Origin of the sequence: Pseudomonas californiensis (genome assembly GCF_021147775.1) — a bacterium.
Taxonomy (GTDB): domain Bacteria; phylum Pseudomonadota; class Gammaproteobacteria; order Pseudomonadales; family Pseudomonadaceae; genus Aquipseudomonas; species Aquipseudomonas californiensis.
In genome coordinates, this window is record NZ_JAGTPK010000015.1 from 85,558 (window position 1) to 98,767 (window position 13,210).

General features: G+C 60.9%; 9 protein-coding genes. All 9 read left to right on the plus strand.

Translation table 11 applies throughout. The features are described from left to right. Positions 1–24: 24 nt before the first annotated feature. The 9 genes from KDX37_RS16355 to KDX37_RS16395 all read left to right on the plus strand — a co-directional run bounded on the left by KDX37_RS16355 (position 25) and on the right by KDX37_RS16395 (position 13,032). Positions 25–840 carry an ABC transporter permease gene (locus KDX37_RS16355; protein WP_231653720.1) on the plus strand — a complete coding sequence of 272 codons (816 nt, stop codon included), beginning with the start codon at positions 25–27 and terminating at the stop codon, positions 838–840. Beyond that, positions 837–1,619: an ABC transporter ATP-binding protein gene (locus tag KDX37_RS16360; RefSeq protein WP_231653721.1), complete on the plus strand. Its 783-nt coding sequence runs from the start codon at positions 837–839 to the stop codon at positions 1,617–1,619. The genes KDX37_RS16355 and KDX37_RS16360 overlap by 4 nt, the downstream gene beginning before the upstream one ends. Continuing rightward, a complete protein-coding gene (locus KDX37_RS16365; RefSeq protein ID WP_231653722.1) occupies positions 1,616–2,341 on the plus strand; it encodes an urea amidolyase associated protein UAAP1 in 726 nt (241 codons plus the stop codon). The genes KDX37_RS16360 and KDX37_RS16365 overlap by 4 nt, the downstream gene beginning before the upstream one ends. Before the next feature lie 11 nt (positions 2,342–2,352). Continuing rightward, positions 2,353–2,970 carry an urea amidolyase associated protein UAAP2 gene (locus KDX37_RS16370; protein WP_231653723.1) on the plus strand — a complete coding sequence of 206 codons (618 nt, stop codon included), beginning with the start codon at positions 2,353–2,355 and terminating at the stop codon, positions 2,968–2,970. Between the two features lie 114 nt (positions 2,971–3,084). Then, entirely contained in the window at positions 3,085–6,711 is a 3,627-nt protein-coding gene (gene uca / locus KDX37_RS16375) for an urea carboxylase (protein WP_231653724.1), read from the plus strand. 32 nt (positions 6,712–6,743) lie between these two features. Further along, the gene (gene atzF, locus KDX37_RS16380) at positions 6,744–8,564 is read left to right on the plus strand and encodes an allophanate hydrolase (RefSeq protein WP_231653725.1); all 1,821 of its coding nucleotides are present in this window, start codon (positions 6,744–6,746) and stop codon (positions 8,562–8,564) included. Positions 8,565–8,696: 132 nt separating this feature from the next. Further along, a complete protein-coding gene (locus KDX37_RS16385; protein WP_231653726.1) occupies positions 8,697–12,044 on the plus strand; it encodes a dermonecrotic toxin domain-containing protein in 3,348 nt (1,115 codons plus the stop codon). Between the two features lie 26 nt (positions 12,045–12,070). Beyond that, positions 12,071–12,295 carry a cysteine-rich CWC family protein gene (locus KDX37_RS16390; RefSeq protein WP_231653727.1) on the plus strand — a complete coding sequence of 75 codons (225 nt, stop codon included), beginning with the start codon at positions 12,071–12,073 and terminating at the stop codon, positions 12,293–12,295. Positions 12,296–12,339: 44 nt separating this feature from the next. Next, a complete protein-coding gene (locus tag KDX37_RS16395; protein ID WP_231653728.1) occupies positions 12,340–13,032 on the plus strand; it encodes a 16S rRNA pseudouridine(516) synthase in 693 nt (230 codons plus the stop codon). Positions 13,033–13,210: the final 178 nt, after the last annotated feature.

Here is a 13,210-nt window from a genome sequence, read left to right on the forward strand (position 1 = left end):
ACCGTTCGCACAAAGGTCATTGCCATGCGTTTGATAAACCGCCATCCGGACCGCGCAGGTCGCCTGATTCTGGTGCTCCTGCCGTTCGCCCTGTTGCTGTTCGCCTATTTCATGGGCTCAGCGACGCGGCTCGCGGAGAACCCCAACGACAAATTGCTGCCCAGCGCCGTGCAGATGGCTGATGCAGTCAACCGCATGGCTTTTACCGCCGACACGCGAACCGGGGAATACCTGTTGTGGCAGGACACCGCGTCAAGCCTTCAACGCCTGGCGATCGGGCTTGGGATCAGCGCGTTACTGGGGCTGTGCCTGGGCATAGCGGCAGGCATCCTGCCGATGTTCGGTGCACCCTTGTCGCCGTTGCTGACGGTGCTGTCGATGGTGCCGCCGCTGGCCATCCTGCCCATCCTGTTCATTGTTTTCGGCCTGGGCGAGCTGTCGAAAGTGATGCTGATCGTGATCGGTATCACACCGATCCTTGCCCGGGACCTGGAACAGCGCGCCCGTGAAATTCCGGTCGAGCTGCTGATCAAGGCCCAGACTCTCGGCGCTTCGACCTGGACGCTGATCCTGCGGGTGATCCTGCCGCAGTTGCTGCCACGCCTGCTGATCGCGCTGCGGCTGGTGCTGGGTTCGGCCTGGCTGTTTCTGATCGCGGCCGAGGCCATCGCTTCGACCGACGGGCTGGGCTATCGAATTTTTCTGGTGCGCCGTTATCTGGCAATGGACGTGATTCTGCCTTACGTGGTCTGGATCACGCTGCTGGCCTGGCTGATGGACTGGGGCCTGAAAGCCCTGACACGCCGTGCGTTCCCCTGGTACGAAGGATCACGAGCATGAGCTTTATCTGCGTGCGCAACGTCTGGCAGCAATACGACGACCAGGTGGTGCTGGAAGGCCTGAATCTGGACGTGGCCGAGGGTGAGTTCTGCACACTGGTCGGCGCCTCTGGCTGCGGCAAATCGACCTTCCTGCGCCTGCTGCTCGGTCAGGAATCATCCAGCCGAGGTTCTATCACGCTGGACGGTCAGCCGCTCTCGAACGAGCCGGATTCCAGCCGCGGTGTGGTTTTCCAGCGTTATTCGGTGTTCCCGCACTTGTCTGTGCTCGACAACGTGGCGCTGGGCCTGGAGCTGCCCCGCTCGCCCTGGATCGGCCGCCTGTTCGGGCAAGCCAAACGGGACGCCCGCGAGCAGGCAGCGCAGTTGCTGCACAAAGTCGGCCTCGGTCACGCGCTGGACAAATACCCGACGCAACTGTCCGGTGGCATGCAACAACGCTTGGCGATTGCTCAGGCGCTGATCATGAAACCCCGCGTGCTGCTGCTCGACGAACCCTTTGGCGCATTGGACCCCGGTATCCGCAAGGACATGCACAGCCTGCTGCTGGAGCTGTGGCGCGAAACAAAGCTGACCGTTTTCATGGTCACTCACGACCTGTCCGAAGGCTTCAACCTCGGCACCCGTCTGCTGGTGTTCGACAAAATCCGCCATGACCCGCACGAACCCGGAGCTTATGGCGCGCGCATCACATACGACATCCCCCTCAACAGCGAACGCCGCGCCGAGCGCGCCGCCCTCGATTCGCTGCAACCGGTTAAAGAGGAACCCGTTCAATGACCGATTCCACCACGCTGTACCCCGTTTTCGCTGAAGAACTGTTGCCCGGCGGCGCCCACCGCTCGTTCGTCCTCAAGCGTGGCGAACTGTTGCGCCTGACTGACCTGGACGGCAACGCCAACGTCAGCCTGACCCTGCTTAACGCCCATGAAAAAACCGAGCGTCTGAATTTGCCGGACAGCCTCAAATGCCAACACACCGCCCGGCTCAGTAGCGGCCACTGCCTGTACTCGGACATGGGCCGCGTACTCGCTGCCATCGTCACCGACACCTGCGGCTGGAGCGACAGCATCGGTGGAGTGCTGAATGCGCAGGAAGTCGCTGAAAAATACGGACAGGGCCGCTATCAGGAACTGCGCAACGGTTTCTTTCGCAACGGCGTCGACAACCTGATGGTCGAGCTGGGCAAATGGGGCCTGGGCCTGTCGGACCTGTTGATGACCCTCAACCTGTTCAGCCGGGTCGACGTGGACGACAAGGGCACACTGCATTTTGCTGAGAACAATTCGAAAGCCGGAGACTACATCGAACTCTACGCCCCGATGGACACGCTGGTGGTGCTCACTGCCCTGCAACACCCGATGGACCCCAACCCGCACTACGCCCCGAAACCGCTCAAGTTGAGCTGGATGAAAGCCGACGCCAGCGTCGCCGAGCATTGCCGCACATCACGCCCGGAAAACGAGCGCGGCTTTATCAACACTGATCGCCTGTTCGCCTGAGGAGCCCTGTCATGAACCTGAACGCCCATCATTGCTGCGACGCGACCATTGCCGCTGGCGAGCCGTTTCTGACCGAGGTCAAAGCCGGACAGACCGTGCGTATTCTCGATCTGGAAGGCAACCAGGCGGTTGACACGCTGTTCTTCAGCCTTGCCAACCCGCGTGAGCGCTACGACGTGCAGCGCACGTTGCGCCGCCAGAACAGCGTGTACCTGACCACGGGCAGCGTGCTGTATTCCAACCTCGGCCAACCGATGCTGACCATCGTCGACGACACCTGCGGTCGGCATGACACCCTCGGCGGCGCATGCGCCCAGGAGAGCAACACCGTGCGTTACGCGCTGGACAAGCGTCACATGCATAGCTGCCGCGACAACTACCTGCGCGCCTGCCTGCACGACGGCCGCCTGACCAAGGGCGACATCGGGCCGAACATCAACTTCTTCATGAACGTGCCGGTGACCGCTGACGGCGGCCTGACCTTTGAAGACGGTATTTCTGCCCCCGGCAAGTACGTCGAACTGCGTGCAGAGATGGATGTGATCGTGCTGATCTCCAACTGCCCGCAACTGAACAACCCCTGCAACGGCTACAACCCGACGCCTGCGCAGTTGTTGATTCGCGACTGATACCACCCGAATGCCTTCTGGCAGCGACGGACGACCGTTGCTTAGAAAACCAATAGCGGGACGGCCCGCTTCCCATCACGAAACCGGGTACGCCCGGGTTTCCGGGGTTATGCCATGTTCGACAAACTGCTGATCGCCAACCGTGGCGCCATCGCCTGCCGTATTCTGCGCACTCTGCGGACATTGAAAGTTCAGGGCGTGGCAGTGTATTCCGAAGCCGACGCCGCCAGTCTGCACCTGATGCAGGCTGACGAAGCCCACAGCCTGGGCGAAGGCGGTGCTGCCGGGACGTACCTGGCGGTAGACAAGATTCTGGCCATCGCCAAAGCCAGCGGGGCTGGCGCGATTCATCCGGGCTACGGTTTTCTGTCTGAAAATGCTGCGTTCGCCCAAGCCTGCGAAGACGCTGGCATCGCTTTCGTCGGCCCGACACCTGAGCAACTGCGTGTCTTTGGTCTCAAGCACACGGCGCGTGCGCTGGCCAGGCAACACGGTGTTCCGATGCTGGAAGGCACCGAACTGCTCGACAGTCTGGCGTCGGCACTTGCCGCTGCTGAAACCATCGGCTATCCGGTGATGCTCAAAAGCACCGCGGGCGGTGGCGGTATCGGCATGCGTGTCTGCCGCAGCGCCGAAGAACTGACTGACTCGTTCGAAGCGGTCAAACGCCTTGGCCAGAACAATTTCAGCGACGCGGGTGTATTCATCGAGAAATACATCCAGCGCGCCCGCCACCTGGAAGTGCAGGTCTTCGGCGATGGTTTGGGTGAGGTGCTCTCGCTCGGTGTTCGCGACTGCTCGGTGCAACGCCGCAATCAGAAAGTGCTTGAAGAGACGCCTGCTCCGAATCTGCCTGCGGGCATGGCTGACGAACTGTGCGCCGCCGCTATCAAGCTGGCGAAGGCGGTCAATTATCGCAGCGCCGGCACCGTGGAATTCGTCTTCGACAGCGAGGACCAGCGCTTCTACTTTCTGGAAGTGAACACGCGCCTGCAGGTTGAGCACGGTGTTACGGAACAGGTATGGGGTGTCGATCTTGTCAGTTGGATGGTGCAATTGGCCGCTGGTGACCTGCCGCCACTCAGCACGCTGCAAACAACCCTCAAGCCGGCGGGGCATGCCATCCAGGCGCGTTTGTATGCCGAAGACCCGGGCCGCGACTTCCAGCCCTGCCCAGGCCTGCTGACCGCTGTGAGTTTCCCGTCGGCCGACGGCCAAACGTTGCGTATCGACACCTGGGTCGAGGCCGGTTGTGAGATCCCGCCTTACTTTGACCCGATGATCGCAAAGCTGATCAGTTGGGCGCCCACCCGCGATGAAGCCAGCGCAGGGCTGGCCGATGCGCTGAACGAAACGCGTCTGTACGGTGTGGAAACCAATCGCGACTATCTGCGCCAGATCATCGCCGACACCCCCTTCGCCAGCGGCCAACCCTGGACCCGTTGTCTGGAAGGGCTGGTTTATCACGCAGACACGTTCGAAGTGTTGAGCGGTGGCACTCAGACCAGTGTTCAGGACTATCCGGGACGTCTGGGTTACTGGGCGGTCGGTGTCCCACCGTCAGGGCCGATGGACAGCCGTGCGTTACGTCAAGGCAACCGGCTGCTTGGCAATGCCGAAGGTTGCGCCGCACTGGAAGTCACCATGAGCGGCCCGTTGCTGCGCTTCAATACTGACGCGGTTGTGGCGGTGACGGGGGCGGTGATTCCGGTGAGCATCGATGGTGAGCCGTGCGCCGTGAACACCGCATTGCTGGTGCGGGCAGGCTCGACACTGGCTTTGGGCACCATCGCAGGAGCCGGCGCGCGAAGTTACCTGTGCGTACGCGGCGGGCTCGACGTGCCGGATTATCTGGGCAGCAAAAGCACCTTCACGCTGGGCCAGTTCGGCGGTCACGGTGGCCGGGCCTTGCGCGCTGGCGACGTGCTGCATGTTGCGCCACTGGTTGATCGCAGTGTCGGTCAGGCCATCGCAGCAGACGAACTCGTTGATCTGGCCGCCACCCGCCAGATCCGGGTGATCTATGGCCCGCACGCTGCGCCGGAATACTTTACCGAAGCGTACATCGACACCTTTTTTGCCACCGACTGGGAGGTGCATTTCAATTCCAGCCGTACCGGCGTGCGGCTGATCGGTCCCAAGCCTGAATGGGTACGCGCTGACGGCGGTGAGGCCGGGCTGCATCCTTCCAATATTCATGACAATCCGTATGCGATCGGTGCGGTGGATTTCACGGGCGACATGCCGGTGATCCTCGGTCCGGACGGTCCGAGCCTGGGCGGCTTCGTGTGCCCGGTGACCATTATCGAAGCGGACTTGTGGCAATTGGGCCAGTTGAAGGCGGGCGACAAGGTGCGCTTCCATCCGGTGAGCATCGAGTCGTGTCATGGCCTGAGCACATCGGGGGCTGAGTGGGCCTTTTCGCGAGCAAGCGAAGGCGATACCGGGGAAGGCATCGCCCACTCAGACACACCACTGAGCGCCCGCCTGCAAAGCCCGGTCATTCTGGACATCGGTCAGGACGACACCCGGCTGGTGGCACGCGTGTCAGGCGATACGCATGTGCTGCTTGAGATCGGCGCGCCCGAGCTTGATCTGGTGCTGCGCCTGCGCGGTCACGCCCTGATGCTGGCGCTCGAAGCCAAGGCGCTGCCCGGCGTGATCGACCTGACGCCAGGCATTCGCTCCCTGCAAGTTCACTATCGCCCGGAACAGCTTGCCCTCAAGACGCTGCTCGACATCGTCGCGGGCGAATGGGACGCGGTGTGCGCCGCCAAAGACCTGCACGTCGCGTCGCGTATCGTGCACCTGCCCTTGTCATGGGATGACCCGGCCTGCCAGTTGGCCATCGAGAAATACATGACCACCGTGCGCAAGGACGCGCCGTGGTGTCCAAGCAACCTGGAGTTCATTCGCCGCATCAACGACCTGCCCAACCTCGACGAAGTGCAGCGCACGGTGTTCGATGCCAGCTATCTGGTCATGGGCCTGGGCGATGTCTACCTCGGCGCGCCTGTCGCCACCCCGCTCGATCCGCGTCATCGTCTGGTGACCACCAAGTACAATCCGGCACGCACCTGGACGGCCGAAAACTCGGTCGGTATCGGCGGCGCCTACATGTGTGTGTATGGCATGGAAGGCCCCGGCGGCTACCAGTTCGTCGGTCGCACGCTGCAGATGTGGAACCGCTACCGCGACGTCGCCGCCTTCGAAGGCAAACCCTGGCTGCTGCGTTTCTTTGATCAGATCCGTTTTTACCCGGTCAGCGCCGATGAACTGCTGCGCATTCGTCGGGACTTCCCGCTGGGCCGCTTCGTGCTGAACATTGAGCACAGCAGCCTGAACCTGACCGACTACCAGGCCTTCCTGTCCCGTGAAGCGGATGGCATCGCCGCGTTCCGTCAGCAGCAACAAGCCGCGTTCAACGCCGAACGTGATCGCTGGATCGCCAATGGTCAGGCCGACTTTCAGAGCGACGAAGGCGTCGCGCCCGCACTTGAAGAATTGCCTTTGCAGAAGGGCCAGCAAGGCGTCGACAGCCCGATTGCCGGCAACCTCTGGCAAGTTCAGGTGCAGCCAGGCGAGCGAGTCAAAGCGGGCGATGTGCTGGTGATTCTCGAATCAATGAAGATGGAGATCCCGGTACTCGCCACGGTCGGCGGCATTGTTGCGGACGTGCGCGTGCAACCTGGCTCTGCGGTACGCGCAGGGCAGCGGGTTGTGGTGCTGGAAGCAGACTGAATCAAACCTTTCAATTTCAAGGAGACCTTGCCATGACCGACACCCCACTGCTGAGCGATCTTCGTCTGGACAGCGTCCGCGCCGCGTACCAGTCCGGGCAGGTATCACCCCGCCAATTGATTCTGTCGCTGAGGGAGAAAGCGGCAGCGCTGAACCCTGACTACCACCTCTTCATCCACCTGCTCAGCAGTGCCGAACTCGAGCCTTATCTGACTGCGCTGGAAGGTCACGAACCCAAGGACCTGCCCTTGTATGGCGTGCCGTTCGCGATCAAGGACAACATCGACCTGGCGGGCATCCCCACCACCGCAGCCTGCCCCGCTTACGCTTACACGCCAGAGCGCTCGGCAACCATCGTCGACCAGTTGATCGCGCTCGGCGCGGTGCCGATGGGCAAGACCAATCTGGACCAGTTCGCCACCGGTCTCAACGGCAGTCGCTCGCCTTACGGCGCATGCCCCAACAGCGTCCTGCGGGACTATCCATCAGGCGGGTCAAGCTCGGGCTCGTCACTGGCAGTCGCGCTGGGCGTCAGCAGCTTCTCGCTCGGCACCGATACCGCAGGCTCCGGACGCGTGCCCGCTGCACTGAATAATCTGGTGGGCATGAAGGCCAGCAAAGGACTGATCTCTACCGCTGGTGTCGTACCGGCCTGTCGCACGCAGGATTGTGTGTCGACCTTTACCGCCACAGCAAGAGAAGCCAGCCAGTTGCTGGGGCTGGTCGCAACACTCGACCCACTCGATGAGTACAGCCGGCGCAATCCGGCCTGGAATGACGCCAGCGCGTTCGGCTCGCCACGCCCGTTTCGCTTCGGCGTCCCGCGTGCCGAAGACCTGGAGTTTTTCGGCTGCATCCAGGGGCCGTTGCTGTTCAGCGATGCCATTGATCACCTGACCGCAATGGGCGGTGAAGCCGTGACGCTTGACCTGTCGCCCTTCCTGGAGGCCGCAAAACTGCTCTACGGCGGCCCTTGGGTCGCCGAGCGCTACAGCGTTGCCGGGCAATTGATGCAGGACAATCCCGAGGCGGTGCTGCCGGTCATTCGTGCGGTATTGGCCAAGGCCCCGGCCGTGACGGCTGTGGATACTTTCCGCGCACAATACCGCCTGCAAGCGCTGAAGGCTGTTTGCGACAAGGCACTGGAAGGTCTGGACTGCGTCGTTACACCGAGCATCGGCCGTCCCGTGACATCGGCAGAACTGGCTGCCGAGCCGGTGCTGCGCAACTCGGAGCTCGGCTACTACACCAACTTCGTCAACCTGCTCGATTACGCCGCCGTCGCCGTTCCCGCCGCCTTCATGGAGAACGGGCTGCCATGGGGCGTGACCCTGTTCGGCAGAGCGTTCACCGATCAGTATCTGCTCAGCCTGGCCGACGCCTTTCAGCGCCACAGCGCTCTGGCGCTGGTTGCAGGCCAGTCGCCGCAGCTGCCCGCGATCGCTCAGCCAGCGCGCAACGACAAGGCGAGGCTGGTGGTGTGTGGCGCGCATCTGGACGGGCTGGCATTGAATGGTCAGCTCAAACAGCGCGGCGCACGGCTGTTGGAGGCTACTCAAAGCTCACCTGATTACCAGCTCTATGCCTTGGCAGGCGGCCCGCCGTTTCGGCCCGGCATGGTCAGAGTGGCTGAGCACGGAGTGGCGATTGCCGTGGAGGTCTGGGAACTGCCGAGCGCCGAGCTGGGTTCTTTTCTCACCGGGATCCCCGCACCGTTGGGGTTGGGTAAAGTACAACTCGCCGACGGACGCTGGGAAACCGGCTTTATCTGCGAAGGCTATGGACTGGACGGCGCGCTGAACATCAGCCACCTGGGCGGCTGGCGTGCCTATCTGGAACAGAAAAGCAGCTGAAAAGGCAGCTGACGGCGGCACGCTCACGCATGCCGCCAAAGCGTTTTCAGGCCATCAATAGATAGTTATGCCTTCCCTGCGGCGTCTTCTCGACATAGTGAGTGGGCAACCCACTCACTTCGATAGGTCGTCATGAACACCGTCTGGAGTCCGCCTCGCCAGGACACCCCGTTTAACCCTTTTGCCGCAACGTTTGCACAATCCACGGCCCTGCCGCTGCCCGATTACCGCAGCGCGATGCACGCAAGGCTCGAAAAGCCTCTGCCGTTTTTTCTGTCGTTGCAGCCTTTTTCTTCTCTCGAACATGGCCCGCCACCCTTTGCAGGCGAACCTGTGGCCGATAAAAGCAAGGCGCTTGTACGACGCTTCAAAGCGCTACGAAAAAGCCCTGGCTTCGCACTGATCAAGGACTCGGTACTGTTTCTGGAGGCCTGCCAACTGGACATGGACTTTACGCCCCGACGACGCCATTACGTTCGCGAACAACTGGCCGAGCTGCTCATCAACCAGGTTGGTTGGCCGATGGATCCGGACCAGTCGTACATCACCTTTATCACCGATACCCATCCCTCGGTGGCAACCGATGGGCGCGAGCGATACCGCTTGCGCCTGTCGCTGACCGATACGGCACTGGCCTGTTTCGATGGCCCGCGTGCCATGGCGCTTTTTCGAAGCAGCATCGAGCCGGCTCCATTGTCAGATGAGGACTCGAACCTCAGTGCGGCACAAGCGTTCAAGTTGATCCTCCACTCACCCTGGAGCAACGACTACACCGCTGCCCTGGAATCATTCTGGACACGGCACCGAGCGACCTATTGCACCTTATGGCGGCTGGCCTTCCTCGACGATCTGTCACGCCACTACGCGAGCACGCGCATCACTCGGGAAGGTTATCTGCTGTCGCTCAATGCCATGGGACTGGCCGACTTCCCCTCCGACGCGGCATCGACCGTTGATCCGGCGCTCGATGTCAGGGCCGAAACCCGAACGCTGTGTGTCAACGGCGAGCAGGTGCCGGGCCTTTTCCAGTTCAGGTCCAGGCTCACCTCGCACTGCTTCATTCATGTGCTGGGGGCCCGCGAAAAAATCATCGAATACATCAGCGATGACCCCGCAGAGATGACCAGAAGATTGATCGCCGCCCTCAACGACTCCGCCCTGCATCGACAGGTACTGAGTGCGCTGGAGCAAACCGCCGACGCCACGCCTGTTGCAGAGTCGCAAGTGATCGAGGGGGATGTGTTTGCTGAAATGACCAGAGCCCACGAGGCGTTTGGTTACGCACTGCTGAGCACAGAAGCCTATGACAGCATTGATCTGTTGAAGCCTGTCGCCCGCAGCCTGGCCCTGGCCAGTGCGGTGGACTTCTGGCAGACCCGCCCTGCGATACTCGAACAATTGCCTCAGCCATCGACGGTCGCAAACCAGGTCATGGCAGACTACTTGCGCGAGCATCACGGGCTGACGCTCAATCCTGAGCAGGTGTATATCGCGTATCAGCGCGGCAACTCGATCACCCCGCTGGGCGATGCCCGCACGCCATCCACCCATGTTCATACGCCCGACGAGAAACCGATCACGCTGAGCGAGGCGCTGATTCGTAACTATCGGGTCGACTACCCAAGCGGTTATATCGACCACGACGGTCGTAGTCTGGTGTTTCACGACGCCAGCGGCACCGCAAGCCTGACCGATCAACAGGCGCTTTCCATCACGCCGAAGGCCGTTGAAGACTACATAAAATCGCTCGACTTTTTGTCATTGATGACCCGACGACTGGAGACTTTCTGGAGCCTTCAAAGAGGTGCCATTGAAGACGCGTTCAGGTCGACTTTCATCACTTACGCACTGATCAGCCTCAGACTTGGCAGCCTCAAACGCAGCGGTTTCGACGCGATAGTGCAGGCTCTGCTGGCGCCTGATGCTGCATGCTGGTCCACGCTGGGGTTCTACGTGCAGGGCTCGCTGATCGACGGCATGGAACAGCAGTACACGGGGCTGCTGTTGCTGGAACAACCCGGTGGGTCGAGCGTGTTGTATCAGGCGGGTCATTCGACGAGTTTTATCGAGTTTCACAGCGACGATGAACTGCACCGTCATCTGCGACTGGCCGCGGCGAGCGAAGCCTGGCGCACCGCCGTCCTGCGCTACGTGCCCGTCAGGCATCATAAGCGTCTGACCTACCTGCTCAGCGTGTGGGGCGGCGTGCAGGCACCGTCTGCGCCCGCGTCCATCCTTCGCCCGTGGACCGATGCGCTGTACAACCCCGATACGCACAAAGCCATGAGTCATTCACTGACCCAGAAAAAATTGAGCGGCTCGCTCTTCGCGTTTCTGCATCAAGTCCTGAAGCAGAACGCGCTGTATGACGCGCAGGACGAAATCGTCACGTCTTCGCAGATATCGATAGAAGCCTGGAGCAACCGCCTGCGTCATCTGCAATCTTTGCTGGCGCCTCTGGCGCCGCTGTTGACACCAGCCTTCATCGCCTATCTGGTAACGGAAGCCGGCATCACGTCGTTGAATATCGCTTCCGCACGCCTGCCAGGCAGTCGCTACCCCGAGAAAAACCAGGCGCTGCTGTCTGCGCTGTCACTGGGCTTGATGCACCTTGGGCCGCAGACGCCGAGGATGCTGCGCTCGCTGAACAGGCTATCAAAACCGTCCGGCATCGCCACGCAGGCGCTGGAAAAGGCAGCAACGACACCTAGGGGTATCAGCTTTCGGCCCACTGCATCCCTAAACCCGCGTCAGACCCGGCTTGTACAGTTCTTCCACACCAACGCCCTGCTCAAGCGCTGGACCGTGGTCAGCCATCCGAACTTTGGCGCCACGCCTGTCCATGCCTGGAAGCTGGGCCGCAGGTTTCTGTTGTGGACCTCGGACAGAGGTCAGGCCCGAACCCTGGTGGTCAGCACTCACGGGCATTACTTGCCATGGACCTCGACGGTCAAGATCCCCAACGGCACGGAGATTCGCACGTATGCCCCTCATGGTTACGAACTTGTTGACCCGCGACTGCACCGTGTCGTCAGCAACCGTGTCCAGGCCTTTGCCGCTTCCACCGCAGCGCGGAATACACCGATACAACCGCTGACGCTGGCGCCGCTGGTCATCACCGACATGGTCATGGCAGGCACGTCGCTGACCGGGAGATTGAAGAACTACACACTGTCCAAATTTCAGACGCTCAGGGACGAAACCTATGACGACATCGCACACATCGTACGCAACTCGAACAGCTCACCGCTCAGTGGGCAGTTGCCAGCAATACCCATGGACGTCCTGACCGTACGAAACCGCTTTGGCAGTGCGTCGCCGACGCTGGCAGACCTCTTCAACAAACTCTCGGCGCAAGGCATTCATTACGACAGGATTCTGCTGGTGCACTGCCGCTGCGCCGCGCTGGCATCGCTGATGGGCCGCTCACCCGTGTATCGTGCACCGACAGTGAGGCCTGTGATTGCTAAGATACCGTGACCCGAACCACAAGACCGTGCATCGCCATGAACCCCGTCGAGAACCAGACCCAACTGTGCCCTGTGTGCGGTTATAGCAACCAGTGCAGCCTTGCCGATCCGCGTACGGCCAGCCAGCCTTGCTGGTGCTTTTCAGAAACCATCGACCCGGCGGTGCTCAAGGCGCTGCCTGAAGAACTGCGCGACAAGGCGTGTCTGTGCCCGCGTTGTGCAGGGATCGCAGACGCGGCACCCGGCCAACCGACGCGCTAGATCGCGTACCATGCGCTCCCTGTCTACGTAACGTCGTCAACGTCATGCGTCTTGATCGCTTCCTCAGCAACCTGCCCCGCTTCAATCGCAAGGCCGTACGCCTGGCGCTGGCCAACGGGCGGGTTACGGTTGATGGCCACAAAACCGTCGATCCACACCACGACGTGCGTGAATTCAGTTGCGTGGCCTTCGATGGCGAAGTGTTGCAGGCTGGCAAGGCTGCGCGCTATTTCATGCTGCACAAGCCCCAGGGTTGCGTCAGCGCGACAATCGATGCCCAACACCCCACCGTGCTTGACCTGCTCGATGAGCCTGACAAACACGAGTTGCACATCGCCGGACGGCTGGACTTCAACACGACGGGGCTGATGCTGATTACCAACGATGGACAATGGTCGCGACGACTGACCCAGCCCACCACTAAATTGCCGAAAGTCTATTACGTCGAAACCGAGCAGTTGATCGACGAACGGTATATATCGAAGTTCGAAGAAGGCTTTTATTTTTCATTCGAAAATATCACCACACAACCTGCACAACTGACACTGCTGGGACCTCGATGTGCACGGTTGAGTATTGTTGAAGGCCGGTACCATCAAATAAAACGGATGTTTGGTCACTTCGACAATAAAGTGTTGATATTGCATCGGGAAAGCATGGGCGCATTGCCGCTCGACCCCACGCTTGAGCCCGCGAGCTACCGTGAACTGCATGCTGCGGAAATTGCACTGTTCTGAAAAGTCACAACCGTTCGGCGGATTAAAAAAACAACCGCCGCTCGAACCTTGCGGGTTACGATTTCGCCTGTTTGAATCCAGATCGTCAGTCCGCATGTGACTGACGAGTCAAACCACTATTCCAAGAAACCTTTTGCCGTATAGAGCCAAGCGCTCACGGCAAATTGCCCGCCAATAA

Excerpts from the sequence above, each read along its gene's own strand:
- KDX37_RS16355 (WP_231653720.1), top strand. The coding sequence starts at position 25 with ATGCGTTTGATAAACCGCCATCCGGACCGCGCAGGTCGCCTGATTCTG.
- KDX37_RS16360 (WP_231653721.1), top strand. The coding sequence starts at position 837 with ATGAGCTTTATCTGCGTGCGCAACGTCTGGCAGCAATACGACGACCAG.
- KDX37_RS16365 (WP_231653722.1), top strand. The coding sequence starts at position 1,616 with ATGACCGATTCCACCACGCTGTACCCCGTTTTCGCTGAAGAACTGTTG.
- KDX37_RS16370 (WP_231653723.1), top strand. The coding sequence starts at position 2,353 with ATGAACCTGAACGCCCATCATTGCTGCGACGCGACCATTGCCGCTGGC.
- uca (WP_231653724.1), top strand. The coding sequence starts at position 3,085 with ATGTTCGACAAACTGCTGATCGCCAACCGTGGCGCCATCGCCTGCCGT.
- atzF (WP_231653725.1), top strand. The coding sequence starts at position 6,744 with ATGACCGACACCCCACTGCTGAGCGATCTTCGTCTGGACAGCGTCCGC.
- KDX37_RS16385 (WP_231653726.1), top strand. The coding sequence starts at position 8,697 with ATGAACACCGTCTGGAGTCCGCCTCGCCAGGACACCCCGTTTAACCCT.
- KDX37_RS16390 (WP_231653727.1), top strand. The coding sequence starts at position 12,071 with ATGAACCCCGTCGAGAACCAGACCCAACTGTGCCCTGTGTGCGGTTAT.
- KDX37_RS16395 (WP_231653728.1), top strand. The coding sequence starts at position 12,340 with ATGCGTCTTGATCGCTTCCTCAGCAACCTGCCCCGCTTCAATCGCAAG.